Raw genomic sequence first — 16203 nt, 5'->3', positions numbered from 1 at the left:
TTTTATAACTGTATTGAAATGGTGGAGGTGGAATTAACGAATGGCTCAGACAAGTATTATCATTCGGTTGGAGTTGGATCATGAACAAGTGAGCTTCGGAGATGTCGCCGCTGCAGTGAGTAAAGCAGGTGGAGACATCACATCGATTGACGTGATTCATTCGAGTAAAGAATCGTCGATACGAGATATTACCGTAGATGCAGGCGATCATAGTGAAGATTTATTGGTCGAATCGTTAAAGTGTCTAGATGGAATCAAATTGATTAACGTCTCTGACCGTACTTTTCTAGTTCATCTTGGTGGAAAAATCAAAATTGAACCTACATTACCTATTAAGAATCGCGAGGATTTGTCGCAGGTATACACACCAGGTGTAGCCAAAGTATGTAAGGCAATTCATGAGAATCCGGGAAAAGCCTATTCGTTAACCATTAAACGAAATACAGTTGCTGTTATTACAGATGGAACCGCGGTGCTCGGACTTGGGAATATAGGCCCCTATGCGGCAGCACCTGTCATGGAAGGAAAGGCAATGCTATTCAAACAATTAGGTGGCGTAGATGCATTTCCATTATGCTTAGATACGAGTGATACCGAAGAAATTATTCGGACCATTAAAGCTGTTAGTCCTATATTTGGTGGTATCAATCTTGAAGATATTAGCTCCCCTCGTTGTTTCGAAATTGAGCAAAGGTTAACTGACGAGTTGGATATTCCGATCTTCCACGATGATCAACATGGTACTGCCGTCGTTGTGATCGCGGGATTATTAAATGCGTTGAAGATCGTCAATAAACGGATTAACCATGTTCGAATCGTTGTTAATGGTATTGGAGCGGCAGGGGTGTCTATCTGTAAAATGCTGTTGGATGCAGGCGTCACAAAGCTTGTACCAGTAGATAAAGAAGGCGCCATTGTCTGTGGCGGAGAGTATACTCATCCAATGTGGCAATGGCTAGCCGATCAACCACAAGTGGAGAAGGCATCAGGGTCTTTAGAAGAAGTCATCCATGGAGCAGACGTATTCATCGGTGTTTCTCGCGGTGGCGTATTAAGTGGATCAGACATTCAGAATATGAACGAGCGATCTATTGTATTTGCCTTAGCTAACCCAGATCCTGAAGTGAATCCTGAAGAGGCACTTAAACATGTTGCGGTCTTCGCAACGGGACGAAGTGATTATCCGAATCAAATTAACAATGTACTCGTATTTCCTGGATTATTCCGAGGTGCACTAGATTGTAGAGCTAGAGAAATCAATGAGCCCATGAAGTTAGCTGCTGCGCGTGCCATCGCCTCCGTCGTAACAGATACCGAACTTAACGAGCACTATATCATCCCGAGCATATTCAATGAACAAGTCGTGCCATCCGTGCGAAAAGCCATTATTGAAGCGGCAATTCTAACGGGAGTAGCAAGGCGTATTCCGCCTGATTTTAGATAAAGAGGGGAATTGTTATAAAGAAAACATCTTCCTGCAGAAGCTAATACTTTGCGGGAAGATGTTTTTAAGTTGTGGATCTTAGAAGTATATTAGGGCTACTTATTCACTCACACGTAGAACTAAGGACACTTCATGGAGCCCATCATGATGTGAATTCTCGATAATAGTCCAATTGACTGCAAGTGCTTGTCTTAACTGAGCCAATTGACGTTGATTAAGCTGAAGCTCATCGATTCTATTCTCACCGAATTTAAAATCCACATTCGCTTGGAGATTAAATTTCTTCTCAACCCAAATTTTTAGACCATTTCGAGTATTAAAGGTCATTTGATATCCTTCGAGCGCCTGTTCAATCTGCTCGTTATGTGCATTAGTATACGTAAGGAAATCATCGTATTGGTAATGTTCTTCTTCCGCGTCCTGAAGGAGGTTAACATCGTTTAAGCGTATGGCTTCTTTGATCTGTTCCTCATCGTTCAGTACCTTTCTGGCGTGTTCTAATAGAATGGCAGTATGCTGCGATATTCTAATGTCATTGCTCATATTATGATACCGCCTTCCTATTGTATATTCTCTACTTATCATATAAATGACAAGCCGTATAATGTCCTGGTGAAATCTCAAGCCATTGAGGTTCTTCTTGGCGACAACGATCCTGTGCAAACGGGCATCTAGAAGCGAATTTACAACCTTGAAAATCCTGCATTGGGCTAGGTAAGTCACCTGAAATTGAAGGTGAGGTTAGTTGTTGAGCAAGCTTCGGATCAGGTTGCGGAATGGCTTCAAGCAGAGCCTGAGTATAGGGATGTGCTGGGTGATCATATAACTCATCACTTGGAGCTAGCTCCACGAGTTTGCCAAGATACATTACCCCGATACGATTTGAGATATGGCGTACCATGGACAGATCATGTGCAATGAATAGATATGTTAAGCCGAATTCTGCTTGTAAATCTTCAAGCATATTGACGACTTGAGCCTGTACAGACACATCAAGCGCCGATATAGGTTCATCACATAATATAAACTCAGGCCGAACGGACAGAGCTCTAGCTATACTGATTCGTTGGCGCTGTCCTCCGCTGAATTCATGCGGATAACGCTGAGCATGTTCTGTTTTTAATCCGACTTTCTCAAGTAATTCTAATACAGTATCCCGGCGGTCCTTTTTGCTTCCGATGCCGTGAATCTCCATAGGTTCACTGATAAGTTGTTCAACATTCATTCCTGGATTCAGTGATGAATAAGGATCTTGAAATATGGTCTGCATTCTTTTGCGAAATGGCTTCAATTGACGTTCATTCATCGACGCGATATTATGTCCGTCGAACAGAATCTCACCATCTGTTACATCGTATAAGCGCACAATACTTCGACCAGTCGTTGATTTACCACAACCGGATTCCCCAACTAACCCGAATGTTTCCCCGCGATTGATATGAAAGGAGAGATCATCTACAGCCTTTAGTATATTTCGGCCACTACTTCCGGCCCCACGTGCAGGGAAATACTTCTTTAATCCGCACACGTTTAGTAGAATTTCTGGATTTGGATTCATGTTGGTTCCCCCTCTCTCCATTTCGCATCATTACCTTCACGAGATTCATATAGCCAACAAAATGCGTGATGATGATTACTAAAATCGGTACGATGAGGCATGGTCTTACATATGGATCCTGCATGTGAACATCTATCCATAAAAGGACAACCAGAAGGTGGATTAAGTAGATCTGGTGGGGTGCCATCTATAGTAGATAAACGTTGTCGTCCACCGGAGGTAACACGAGGAATAGACTTCAATAATCCTTGTGTATAGGGATGTCGTGGTTGTTCGAAGATTTCTTCCACGGTTCCTTCTTCCATGATTAGCCCCCCATACATCACGATAACCCGAGTGCATACTTGGGCAACAACGCCAAGGTCATGTGTGATTAACAGGATAGCTGTATTAGTGCGTTCTTTAAGCTGTGACATGAGCCCAAGAATTTGTGCTTGAATGGTGACATCCAATGCTGTAGTCGGCTCGTCTGCAATTAGAAGTTGCGGATTACAAGAAAGCGCCATCGCAATCATGACCCGTTGTCGCATCCCACCGCTAAACTCATGAGGGTACTGGTCAATTCGTTGCTCTGGTGAAGGGATCCCGACTTCACGAAGTAATTCTATTGCTCGCTGTCTTGCAGCATGTTTATCTATTGCACTATGACGTCTGATGACCTCTATTAATTGCTTGCCAATACGAACGACAGGATTAAGAGAAGTCATAGGGTCTTGAAAGATCATCGAAATTTCATTACCGCGAATTTGGCGTATTTCTTTATCCGATAATGTTACTAGATTCTTATCATTAAACAGAACTTGTCCGTCTATAATTTTACCTGGTGGTTGAATTAATCCGATAATTGATTTGGCAGTGACACTTTTACCACTACCAGATTCTCCAACAATTCCAATAACATCTCCAGATTGCACATTAAAGCTAACCCCTCTGACAGACTGGACTTCGCCTGCACGGGTCATAAATGAAGTCTTCAAATTTCGGACAGATAGTAAGTCTTTCATATAAACCCCACTCCAATATATCTAAATGAATATTTTTTTAACGTTTATTGGCTTTTGGCTCAAAGGCCACTCTGAATACATCACCAAGGAAATTAAAAGCTAATACAGTCAATAATATAAATAGCCCAGGGATAATAGCTAGATGAGGAGCCTCAGTAATGAAGCCTTGCGCATCATTTAGCATACTTCCCCATGAGGAATTAGGTTGCTTCACACCAAGTCCTAAGAAGCTGAGTGAAGATTCCATTAGGATAGCTGATGCAATATTAATCGTAGCAGATACAATAATGGTTGGCATAATATTAGGAATAATATGTTTAAGAATAATGCGAAATTTACTTTGTCCTGATACTCTGGCATAGAGTACATATTCACGTTCTTTAATTGAGAGTGTCTCGGCCCGCACAATTCTAGCAATACCCATCCAACTGAGTGAACCTATAATAACGATGATTGTTCCAACCCCTGGTTTCATATATGCGTTCAATATAAGCATGAGAAAGAAAGAGGGAATAGCCATAAGAACATCAACGAATCGCATCAGTAAATTATCTACCCAACCGCCGAAATAACCACTGATCGTGCCTACTGTCATTCCTAGAGAAACAGAGATAACCATCGAGAGGAAACCAACGCTTAGCGAGACTCTCCCACCATATAATGCTCTGGCAAAATAGTCACGTCCGTAATTATCTGTTCCGAACCAATGGTCGGAACTAGGTGGACTTAATCGATCAAGAACAACGATTTGATTGGGATCATATTTAGATAGAAAAGCAAATGCTGCGGCGATCACAAATATGATCAGAACAGCGATAGCTGCTATACCTATTTTTTGTTCGCGTAATTGTGATGTTATATTACGCCATCTCATTGAATTCATGTTGCTTCTCACCTCATCGTCTTGATACGTGGATCGACCACGCCGTATAAGATGTCTGCCACCAAATTACCCACAACGAGCATGATGGAGGAGAACATCGTAATACCCATAATAATAGGGTAATCGAGTCCATGTACTGCGGTAATCCCTAGTGAACCCATACCAGGCCAAGAGAAAACAGATTCCGTGATGAAGGCTCCAGCGATAAGCTCTGGAAGAGACATTCCGAGAATTGTTATGACAGGCAGGAGAACGTTCTTGAGTACATGTCTCCGTAATACGGTTCCCGTAGTTGAACCATAAGCATATTGAATTTGTACATAATCCTCTTCCAATTGACTGATCGTATTAGAGCGAATATATCTCATGTAGACAGATACGTTCATAAATAAGAGTACAGTCACAGGTAGAATCCCGTGCTTCATAATATCCAGAATAGAGTCTGAACCAATCGTCCGCATGCCCATACTTGGAAGCCAATGTAGCTTCAATGCGAAAAAGTAGATGAGCATAATACCAAACCAAAAGCTTGGAATAGAAATACCAATATAAGAGAATAAGCTAAGTATCCGATCAAAGAAGCGATTCTTATGTGATCCTGCATACATACTTATTGGAATGGCGATGATAATAGAGAGAACAAGACCCGTACCCATCAGTCCTACCGTAGCAGGGAGACGTTCTAATAGCTGATCCATCACGGGACGATGATTAACGATCGAGTAACCAAGATCACCTGAAAGTACATTTTTGAGCCACAATAAATACTGGACATACATAGGTTTATCCAGACCTAAATTTTGGCGAATACGTTCAATATCCTCTGCTCCCATATTGGGTGTAACAAAAGAAAGAACAGGATCACCTGGTGCAAGCTTGATTAGCGCAAACGATATAATAGAAATAAATAAAAGAAGGGGGACAGCTTGTCCAACCCTTCGTAAGATATATCTTCTCAAGCAATACCCCTCCGGACTAACGCCGGCAGTTGCCTGCCGGCGTCTAATAAGAAATTTAGATTATTTTTTATAAACTTGAGATAAATCTTCGAGCATAACGACTGGTTTCGGTGTGGATTCTTCGATACCACCGTAAGTATTATCTACAGCAACTATTGCTTTGGTATAGGCGATAGGATAGACTGTCATTTCATTAGCAACGGTTTGTTGAATTTGTTTGTACAAATCCTCACGTTTCGTAGTATCGACCTCTACAGCTGCATCATCCCAAAGCTTGTCAAATTCAGCATTTTTATAATGTGAATAGTTGTAAGCAGCTTCACTTTGGAAGAGTACCTTATAAGCATCGGGTTCAAATCCCATAATATATCCACCAAAAGACAATTCGAAATCTTTATTGTTGACATCTAGTGTTTTGTTACCGTACGCTGTACCATCCATAGGCAACAACTCCACTTCAATTCCAACATCTTTCAGTTTTTGTTGAATGTATAGAGCCTGACTTTCTTGTGGTTTATTAGTATTCGTATAAGCTAAGCGCAGCTTCAGATTACTAACGCCTGCATCCGCAAGCAGTTGTTTAGCCTTATCTAGATTGTAGTCATACGTTTCAAGATCGCTCGTCTGATACAATGTATCTGGTGTCAAGATAGATGCCGCTGGCTCTGCAAATTCACTTGATGTGTATGAAGCAGTGATAATTTCGTTCTTATCTAGTGCGTAAGCAATGGCTTGACGAACTTCTTTCTGCTGTACCGCTTCGGAATTTAGGTTGAACACCATATATTGAAGACGGCCTTCGGAATAAGTTAGCATATTGAATTTACCTATGTCATTGAGCTTATTATAATCTTGTGTATCGACCATACGCATTTGAATTTCGCCATTCTGAAGGGCAAGATTAGCTGAGTTTGTATCTTTCGCAACACGATAAGTTACCGTATCCAAGTGCGCTTTCCCTGCGAAATAGTCGTCGAATCTTTCTAATGTTACATATTCACCTGCACGATACTCTTTGAACTTGAAGGGACCTGAACCTACAGGAGTATTGTTCTTGTCACTCTTCTCAATGTCTGCAACACCAGCAAAGATATGTTCTGGAATAGGGAAGAATTGTACAAGTGCTCCGTCAAAAGCGGCGGTTACTTCTGGAAGAGTAAACTCTACGGTTAAATCATCTACTTTGTTTACTGTGATCGGCTTACCGTTTAATACGAATTGGCTACGTAGAAAGCTGTGTTGATTCTCATCAAGAATGCTGTTCGCTGTAAATACGATATCATCAGCATTGAGTACTTCACCATCATGCCATTTTAATCCGTCACGTAGTTTAATGGTATAAGTTAAGTTATCTTCTGAAACAGTAATGTCTTCAGCAAGAACGAATGTTTTCACACCTTCATTAATGTTGAACAACGGAGCATATAAAGACTGGTCTATCGTAAGTGTTACTCGATCACCAGCATAGATCGGGTTCAGAACCTTAGGATCATCTTGAACAGCAATGATGATTGATCCGCCGTCTTTAGGCTCACTAGTATCTGTTGAAGCAGTATCTGGCGCTTGTGTTTCTGATTGAGTTGTATTGTTGCTACCACATGCACTAATCACCAATACAAGAGCAAGTAATGCGCTAAACCATAATTTTCTGTGTTTCATGTTGAGTCCCCCTAATGAATACTAATTTATTGTAATATTTAATATTTATTATAGCAACAAAATACGACAATACAAGACATTTATCCAAGTTTTCTTATTGGAATTAAATATATCCCCATTTTTTTGGCTTGTCATGCTAGTCTGCATATTGTGACCAAGTCCCTCATAGACATGTACTAATCAATTCAATACATGTGGATAAAGGGGATGAAGTCATGCGCCGGATATCTTGGGTGCTCGCCATGGTGTTATGTATTAGCGTTGTGTTGGCAGGTTGCGGTGGTGGTAAGAAAGATGCTGCAGCCGTAGTCAAAGATTTGAACAACGTGGTGGATAAGTTGCAAAGTAAAGAGGGTTCATACCAAGGCGCAGGTACGATGACGTTGTACACAGGTGAAAATCCACAGCAATATGATGTGGAAGTATGGTATCAGAATCCTTCATACTACCGTATTAGCTTGAAGAATGCGCAGAAGGATATAACTCAAATTGTTCTACGTAATGATGATGGTGTTTTCGTACTCACACCTAGTTTGAACAAAAGCTTTAGATTCCAGAGTGATTGGCCCGAAAGTCAAGGGCAGGTCTATTTATATCAGACATTGGTTCAAGGGATTCTCAGTGATAACACGCGACAATTTGTAGATGATAAGGATAGTTATGTGTTTGATGTTGCCGCAAATTACCACAGTAAATCCCTTGTTCGTCAAAAGATTTGGTTAAACAAGGAGAATTACGCACCGAAGCAAGTTCAGGTATCGGATTCTGAAGCGAATGTCGTTGTTGAAGTGAAGTTTAATAGCTTTGCATTCAATACGAAATTCGAGAAAGATTCATTCGATATGAAACGAAATATGACAGTGATGGGCGATTCTTCTCTAACGATTGCAGAAGTGGATGAGTTTGGGAATGAAATTACTTCAGAACTTTCAGATGCACCACAAGCTGAGCAAGTGACGAAGGAATTAGGGAGTTTCGGGATCATCGATCCAGATTATTTACCTGAGGGTGTTGTCCTGAATGACACGGTTGAGATTGCAAATAGCAAAGATCATTCCGTCTTATTACGTTATGATGGTGCGTATCAATTCACATTAATGGAGGCACGTCCGCTTGATCGTGCGGTATCACTTACACCAGGTGAGGTCATTGATCTAGGGTTTACTGTGGGCTTATTGACTGGGGATGAGCAGCAGACATTAACCTGGATGGATAATGGAATTGAGTTCAGAATTACGAGTGCAAATCTCCCTGTAACAGAAATGATGAAAGTTGCAGCGTCTTTATCCGAAAAAACGGGTAAATAACTATTGTAGACGGATTCCATTGTTGTTTGGGGCACTCTCCCTCTACAATGATGGAATTCGTCCTTTTTAAAATATAAGAAAGTATGAGTTTCACTTGATACTCTATTTCTACTTGCTTCAATTGACAGGTGCCTTCCAGAACATTACCATTAGGTAATACGAACATGAATGACGATTGCTCAAACTTCAGAGAAGGTGACTGTTTTGTTAGTGAATTACCGTGCAACAACAGCGGAAATTAATTTGGATTATTTACATGGAAATTTCCAGGCTTTCCGCTCGATATTACCAGAAGAAATGATGATCTTAGCTTGTGTAAAGGCAAATGCATATGGACATGGTGCGGTGGAAGTGGCACGAGAGTTGGAGAGACTAGGCGCTGATTACCTTAGTGTTGCTTTTCTGGATGAGGCGTTGGAATTGCGTAGAGCAGGAATTAGCCTGCCGATCCTAATTCTTGGATATACGGCTCCAGAAGCGATTCAAGATGCCTGGGAGAATGACATTACAGTAACTCTCTTTACTCCGGAAGTCCTTGATGCCATCGGTCAATTACCTGTAGAAAGTATTGTTAGGCCTTTGAGAGTACACATTAAGATCGATACTGGCATGGGTAGACTTGGACTATTTCCTGGAGAAGAAGCATTATCTTTTATAGAGAAAGCTTTCTCCACTCAAGGGGTTCTAGTCGAAGGGTTATTTACTCATTATGCTAAGGCAGATGAAGAAGATAAGAGTTATACATTGGTGCAGTACCGACGGTTTCAATCGGTGGCTGAAGCACTTGGGGAAAGAGGCTATGAAATTCCCATTATACATACGGGTAACAGTGCAACTGCGATCGATATGCCACATTTATCTTATAATATGGTTCGTATAGGCATTAGCTTGTATGGACTCTATCCATCAGATGAAGTGAATTTGCAGACGATTGCATTAACCCCAGTACTGACGCTAAAGACGAAGCTAGCATATGTTAAGACATTACCAGCTCAATGGGGAATAAGCTATGGCTCTAGATACGTGACGGATGACAATGAAGTAATTGGCACACTTCCGATCGGTTATGCTGATGGATATTCCCGAATGTTGAGCGGGCAAGCGAATGTACTGATACGCGGTCGCCGAATTCCTGTCGTCGGAACAATCTGCATGGATCAATGTATGGTATCGTTGCAATCTTTTGCTGAAGAGGCAAAAGAAATTCAAGTGGGCGAAGAGGTTGTTCTCATCGGCCAACAATCTGATGAATGTATTACAGCAGATGAGTTGGCTTCCAAGCTAGGTACCCTCCATTACGAAGTGATCTGTATGTTATCCGCCAGAGTGCCACGCCACTACATACAAGGTGGAATCCTTCAGCACGTTGTTAATCCTCTATTGCGATAGAGAAATTTGCCATCAATAGTTTTATTGTTGGGAAGCAGGATTATAAGATAAGATCACGAATCTAAAATTAGATCGATAGGAATCAATTCATAATCGACTATGTTAGTTTGCGTAATTATGAAATTGACTCTAGAGTATCTTATAAAAATGCTAGTTGTAGTTTATAATGGAATATAGCATACATGATATACGATTCGCATATATATTCCTTTGTATAAATTCCCTTGAATAAAGCTATACTGGTGCACAAGTGACTAGGTGTTGTGGGGGTGGAAGAGAAGGTGGCTAATTTGCAGAACACCAAAAGAATTATGATCAGTTTACCGGATCATCTTTTGCAGGAAGTGGACGGAATCGTCGCAATGGAGAATTCCAATCGTAGTGAACTCATTAGACAGGCCATGAAATTGTATTTGATGGAGCGGAAGAAAAGATACATTCGCGAGTCTATGCAGCGTGGCTACATGGAAATGGCCAAAATTAATTTGACCATGGCTTCTGAGGCATTTCACGCAGAGGAAGATGCAGACAGCACTCTAGGCCGCGCAGTGAGCGGGGTGTAAACATTGATTGTAAAACGCGGTGATGTGTTTTTTGCGGACCTCTCACCTGTTGTTGGTTCTGAACAGGGAGGGGTGAGGCCTGTTTTAATCATACAGAATGATATCGGTAATCGCTTTAGCCCAACGGCGATCGTAGCGGCGATTACTGCGCAGATTCAAAAGGCGAAGCTCCCAACACATGTAGAGATTGATGCAATCTCTCATGGATTTGATCGAGATTCCGTTATTCTGCTGGAACAGGTTCGAACGATTGACAAACAAAGATTAACGGATAAGATCACTCATCTCGATGAAGAAACAATGAAAAAAGTAGATGAGGCTTTGTTGATCAGTCTCAGCTTAATTGATTTTTGATGTTGATTGTTTTATATCATAATAAAGAAGTTAGGCGACTTTTCGTTCGGTTATGAACGGAAGGTCGTCTTGTTTCCGCTGAAACGGATGCCGTCTTTGAAAAAGGACGACATAGCCGGTTCTACCTGTTATAATCACTGTTTTGTGAATTGCATTATTACTAGAATGAAGTATGATTATTTATGAAGGATTAATGTCTATAATAACCACTATAATTTCTCGTTAACAAGGAGGCACCATGGGCGTATTTATTGATCAAGATAAGCAAATTTTCCACCTACAAACCGTTAGTACAAGTTATGTATTCCAAGTCTTGCCTTCGGGTTATTTAGCTCATCTTTATTATGGTAAAAAGCTACGTGCAGGAGATCTGAGCTGGCTGCTGGTCAGTCAGGAAAGAGCGTCATTTAGTCCGAATCCAGTACCGGAGGATCGTTCGATCTCATTGGATACACTGCCACAAGAGTTGCCTGTCTATGGAACGAGTGATTTCAGGCATCCCGTTTTACAATGTCGTCTTAGCGATGGTTCGACGGTCACTGAATTTACATATCAATCACATCGTGTTGAGCAGGGGAAACCTAGCCTTGCGGGACTGCCAGCAACGTATGTTGAAGAAGAACGTGAAGCACAGACATTAATCGTTGAGCTTCAAGACAAGGTGTCAGGACTGCGGGTTGAACTACAGTATTCAGCTTTTGAACAATATGATGCCATTACGCGCTCCATGGTTATTCTGAATGATAGTAATGAATCTGTACAATTGCTACGTGTACTCAGCGCTAGTATAGACTTCCCTCATGCAGATTACGAATGGCTTCAATTGTCTGGAGCATGGAGTAGAGAAAGAGATATTGTGCGCCGCCCGTTGGCTAGTGGTACGCAGAGCGTGGAGAGTCGTAGAGGATCTAGTAGTCATCAGCAGAATCCTTTTGCAGCGTTATTGTCACCAGGATCGGATGAGGATCAAGGTGAAGTATTTGGGTTCAGTTTAGTATACAGTGGTAGCTTTGTTGCACAAGCTGAAGTGGATCAGTTTAGAACAACACGGTTCTCAATAGGGATAAATCCGTTTGAGTTTCAATGGGCACTGGAAGCAGGGCAAGCTTTTCAAACACCCGAAGTAGTCATGGTATATTCTTCTGAGGGACTAGGTGGAATGTCGAGTAAGTACCATAACTTGTATCGGGAACGGTTAGCACGTGGTAAATATCGTGATGCTGAGCGTCCTGTACTTGTGAATAACTGGGAAGCCACTTACTTCCAATTCAATGCTGACAAAATTGAGGATATCGCTAAAGCGGGCCAAGAACTGGGTATAGAACTATTTGTACTTGATGATGGTTGGTTCGGTCACCGAGATAGCGACAATTCATCACTTGGCGATTGGGTCGTAGATAAGAAAAAACTGCCTAATGGACTTGAAGATTTAGTTAGCAGAGTAACTAACCAAGGAATGCGTTTTGGACTCTGGTTCGAGCCAGAGATGGTGTCTCCGGACAGCGAACTCTATCACAATCATCCAGATTGGTGTCTACATGTGCCGGATCGCCGTCGTACGGAGGGAAGACAACAGCTTGTGCTGGATTTCTCTCGGCAAGATGTCCAGGATGAAATTGTACGAATGTTAAGTGAGATTCTGAAGAGCTCTCCTATTACTTATGTGAAGTGGGATATGAATCGTAATATGACAGAGATAGGATCGGCGTTATTACCTCCAGAAAGACAGCAGGAGACAGCACATCGTTATATGTTAGGCTTATATGATGTGTTGGAACGGATTACTTCATCTTTTCCAGACATTCTGTTTGAGAGTTGTTCAGGTGGTGGTGGGCGCTTCGATCCAGGTATGCTGTATTATATGCCGCAGACGTGGACAAGTGATAATACAGATGCTGTAGCACGCTTAAGAATTCAATATGGCACAAGTCTTGTATATCCAATAAGTTCTATGGGTTCCCACATTTCGGCTGTCCCTAACCATCAGGTAGGGCGTACGACACCATTAGAGATGCGTGGTCATGTGGCGATGTCTGGTAATTTCGGCTATGAACTAGACTTAACGAAATTTAGTGACGAAGAGAAGGATATCGTCAAACAACAAATCTCACTCTATAAGGAAATACGTAGCTTGATCCAATTTGGAAATTTCCATCGTCTGCTTAGTCCTTTCGAGGGTAATGAGACCGCATGGATGTTCGTTTCTCCAGATGGAAGTGAAGTAGCTGTATTCTACTTTAGAGTCCTGTCAGAATCGAATGCTCCTCTGAACCGCTTGAAATTGAAAGGTTTGGATCTTCATGCTGATTATCGATTGGTCAGGGGGAGTGAAGTCTTCGGTGGGGATGCTCTGATGTATGCAGGTATTCCGGTCGGAGCAGAGCCTGGAGATTATCACAGTGAATTGTTTAGGTTCGAAAGAGTGTAGCTCATTCATTTTTGAACACCTATTATGTGGAGAACATGTTCAGTTATTAATTAGCTGAACATGTTTTTTTGAAAATATAAGAATTTGTCAAAAGCAAGAAATGAGTTCTTATTATTACTGTTTTGGTCTGAGTTGCTGGAAATATGAGTGAAAGTTTGTGATAATATGATACATACCGTATTTAGAAAGAGGGATACCATTGTCAGAACATGATGTTGTTGTAGAGATAAAAGATGAAGCGATGAAAGCAGAACAGCAAGAACGGATCGTAAAGCAAGCTGCTAAGGAATTAAATATTTCATTGAAACAAGTCCGCACAACAGTGGGACTATTAGATGAAGGGAATACGATTCCGTTCATAGCACGTTACCGTAAAGAAATGACAGGTGAGCTAGATGAGAATCAATTACGTGATATTGAAGAGCGTGTAGGCTACCTACGGAACTTAGAAGAGCGCAAACGGGAAGTCATCCGTATTATACATGAACAAGATAAACTGACTGTTGAATTAATGGCTGCTATTGAACAGGCTAGTAAATTACAGGAAGTCGAGGATCTATATCGTCCATATCGTCAAAAACGCAAAACTAGAGCTAGTATGGCGAAGGAAAAGGGTTTGGAGCCATTGGCGATTTGGATATGGGAACAACCAAAGCAGGGAGATTTGGCTAAGGAAGCAGAGAAATATGTAGATTCGGATAAGGGTGTAGAAACGACCGATGATGCGATCCAAGGAGCGATGGATATTCTTGCTGAGAATATAGCTGATGAAGCGGTTATACGTGCTTGGGTACGTCGATATAGTATGGACCACGGAATATTGGTCTCGGAAGCGAAAGATTCAGAGCAAGAGTCGGTATACGAAAACTATTATAGTTACAAAGAGCTTGCTAAGAAAATGCCTCCACACCGTATTCTCGCGATTAACCGTGGGGAAAAAGAGAATATACTTAAAGTAAGTCTTGATGTTCCAGCGGAATCAATTCACAAATATATGGGTACTCAAGTTATCAAGGGTGACTCTATTGTGAAAAATGTACTGGAAACTGTGATCGAAGATGCGTATAAGCGGCTGATCGCACCTTCGATAGAACGGGAAATTCGTACGGAATTGACTGAAAAAGGAGAGAATCAAGCGATATCGATCTTCTCCGGCAACTTACGTAGTTTACTATTACAACCACCCGTGAAGGGGCGTTGTGTATTAGGCGTAGACCCAGCCTTCCGAACAGGCTGTAAATTAGCTGTGGTGGATGATACAGGAAAGTTGCTCGAAGTAGCTGTTACTTATCCTACCCCACCACATAATAAACAGAAGGAGGCAGCAGAGAAATTCCGTGAGTTGATTACGAAGTATGAGATTCAATTGATTGTGATTGGGAACGGTACAGCTTCAAGAGAGACGGAGCAATTCGTAGCTGAAGTCATGAGTGATCTGAACGATAAGGATCTTGCATATCTGATTGTTAATGAAGCGGGTGCTAGTGTATATTCTGCTTCGAAGCTGGCACAAGAGGAATTCCCGGATCTGGATGTTGCTGAACGAAGTGCGGTTTCCATTGCGCGTCGTATTCAGGATCCATTGGCCGAGTTAGTGAAGATCGATCCGAAGGCTATAGGTGTAGGTCAATATCAACATGATGTTAGTCCTAAGCATCTAGAAGAGAGTCTCAAGGCCGTTGTTGAATCCGCTGTTAACCATGTGGGAGTAGATGTGAACACTGCTTCTCCTTCGTTACTATCGTATGTTGCTGGCGTGAATGCAACTACGGCAAAGAATATTGTGAAGTATCGCGAAGAGAATGGAAAATTCATTACACGTAAACAGTTGCAAAAAGTACCCCGTTTAGGTGCAAAAACGTATGAGCAATGTATCGGATTTATGCGAATTTCAGAGGGCAAGGATATTCTAGATCGGACCCCCATTCATCCAGAGTCCTATTCCGTCGTGGATCAGTTGTTCCGCGAATTAAATGTTGAACTAGAGAAGCTTGGAACCCAAGAACTCAGTCAACTACTGGAACAGCAGGATGTAGTGGATTTAGCGACTAAACTTGATGTAGGTGTTCCTACATTACGTGACATTATAGAAAGTTTACAACGACCTGGACGTGACCCGCGTGAGGAACTTCCCCTACCTATCTTCCGAACAGATGTATTGAAGATGGAGGATTTGACACCGGGAATGGAGATGCAAGGAACTGTTCGGAATGTCATTGACTTCGGTGCCTTTGTGGATATCGGAATCAAGAACGATGGGTTAGTTCACATCTCGCAGTTAAGTAATGGTTATGTAAAACATCCGATGGATGTTGTCTCTGTTGGTGATAATGTGACGGTATGGGTTCTGAATATTGATGAGAAAAAAGGACGCGTTGGACTTACGATGAAGAACCCTCGGAAGGATCAATGATCTAATCATACTCAAAAGCTTCGCTATCCTGTTCAGGACGGCGAAGCTTTTAAGTACAAAGATAAATTAGAAGTACGTAGTATTTATGTGGATGTCTTGCTTTTGTTCGTTGGAGTGTTACGGTAATGAAACCAACTTTCATTCAGTAGTCTGATCTGGCGACGATCTTTTCTATTGAAAGCACGCATTAATTGATTGCACAGCCATTGTGGCAAGGGTATCTCCTCCTCATGCATTCCATC

14 protein-coding genes are annotated in these 16203 nt (G+C 41.7%); 7 read left to right on the top strand and 7 right to left on the bottom strand.

From position 1 onward, the window contains the following. Window positions 1-40 precede the first annotated feature (40 nt). Window positions 41-1444: an NAD-dependent malic enzyme gene (locus LPB68_RS08305; protein WP_068654499.1), complete on the top strand. Its 1404-nt coding sequence runs from the start codon at window positions 41-43 to the stop codon at window positions 1442-1444. A gap of 99 nt (window positions 1445-1543) precedes the next feature. On the opposite strand, the gene LPB68_RS08300 is transcribed toward LPB68_RS08305, so the two are convergent. From LPB68_RS08300 to LPB68_RS08275, 6 genes are read right to left on the bottom strand one after another with little or no spacing between them, the layout of a single operon-like run. Continuing rightward, complete coding sequence (locus LPB68_RS08300) at window positions 1544-1987, bottom strand: hypothetical protein (protein WP_068654497.1); 444 nt, start codon at window positions 1985-1987, stop codon at window positions 1544-1546. A gap of 31 nt (window positions 1988-2018) precedes the next feature. Further along, a complete protein-coding gene (locus LPB68_RS08295) occupies window positions 2019-3002 on the bottom strand; it encodes an ABC transporter ATP-binding protein (protein ID WP_068654495.1) in 984 nt (327 codons plus the stop codon). Then, window positions 2999-4006 carry an ABC transporter ATP-binding protein gene (locus LPB68_RS08290; RefSeq protein ID WP_068654493.1) on the bottom strand — a complete coding sequence of 336 codons (1008 nt, stop codon included), beginning with the start codon at window positions 4004-4006 and terminating at the stop codon, window positions 2999-3001. Before LPB68_RS08290 ends, LPB68_RS08295 begins: the two co-directional genes overlap by 4 nt. Window positions 4007-4043: 37 nt before the next feature. Next, a complete protein-coding gene (locus LPB68_RS08285; protein ID WP_068654491.1) occupies window positions 4044-4889 on the bottom strand; it encodes an ABC transporter permease in 846 nt (281 codons plus the stop codon). A gap of 8 nt (window positions 4890-4897) precedes the next feature. Continuing rightward, window positions 4898-5848, bottom strand: coding sequence for an ABC transporter permease (locus LPB68_RS08280; protein WP_068654489.1), 951 nt, complete (start codon window positions 5846-5848; stop codon window positions 4898-4900). 60 nt (window positions 5849-5908) lie between these two features. Next, on the bottom strand, window positions 5909-7507 hold the full coding sequence (locus LPB68_RS08275) for an ABC transporter substrate-binding protein (RefSeq protein WP_068654487.1): 1599 nt from the start codon (window positions 7505-7507) through the stop codon (window positions 5909-5911). Between the two features lie 215 nt (window positions 7508-7722). Here LPB68_RS08275 and LPB68_RS08270 point away from each other — a divergent pair, with 215 nt between their 5' ends. From LPB68_RS08270 to LPB68_RS08245, 6 genes are all read left to right on the top strand, one after another. Next, entirely contained in the window at window positions 7723-8814 is a 1092-nt protein-coding gene (locus LPB68_RS08270; RefSeq protein WP_068654485.1) for a LolA family protein, read from the top strand. A gap of 168 nt (window positions 8815-8982) precedes the next feature. Then, window positions 8983-10203, top strand: coding sequence for an alanine racemase (gene alr / locus LPB68_RS08265; RefSeq protein WP_068654483.1), 1221 nt, complete (start codon window positions 8983-8985; stop codon window positions 10201-10203). Window positions 10204-10484: 281 nt separating this feature from the next. Beyond that, window positions 10485-10766 (top strand): CopG family ribbon-helix-helix protein, encoded by a 282-nt coding sequence (locus LPB68_RS08260; protein WP_068654565.1) that lies wholly within the window; start codon window positions 10485-10487, stop codon window positions 10764-10766. A 3-nt stretch (window positions 10767-10769) separates the two neighbouring features. Beyond that, complete coding sequence (locus LPB68_RS08255; protein ID WP_068654481.1) at window positions 10770-11120, top strand: type II toxin-antitoxin system PemK/MazF family toxin; 351 nt, start codon at window positions 10770-10772, stop codon at window positions 11118-11120. Between the two features lie 238 nt (window positions 11121-11358). Next, window positions 11359-13548 (top strand): alpha-galactosidase, encoded by a 2190-nt coding sequence (locus tag LPB68_RS08250; protein ID WP_068654479.1) that lies wholly within the window; start codon window positions 11359-11361, stop codon window positions 13546-13548. Window positions 13549-13789: 241 nt separating this feature from the next. Then, window positions 13790-15961 carry a Tex family protein gene (locus LPB68_RS08245; protein WP_068654563.1) on the top strand — a complete coding sequence of 724 codons (2172 nt, stop codon included), beginning with the start codon at window positions 13790-13792 and terminating at the stop codon, window positions 15959-15961. Between the two features lie 83 nt (window positions 15962-16044). Here the strand turns inward: LPB68_RS08245 and cmpA are convergent, their stop codons facing one another. Beyond that, window positions 16045-16176 carry a cortex morphogenetic protein CmpA gene (cmpA, locus tag LPB68_RS22730; protein WP_099458637.1) on the bottom strand — a complete coding sequence of 44 codons (132 nt, stop codon included), beginning with the start codon at window positions 16174-16176 and terminating at the stop codon, window positions 16045-16047. Between the last annotated feature and the right edge of the window lie 27 nt (window positions 16177-16203).

The organism is Paenibacillus crassostreae (assembly GCF_001857945.1).
Classification (GTDB): Bacteria; Bacillota; Bacilli; order Paenibacillales; family Paenibacillaceae; genus Paenibacillus_AQ; species Paenibacillus_AQ crassostreae.
Note: the sequence above shows the minus strand (reverse complement) of the source record. Positions and strands in the feature narration are given on the sequence as shown.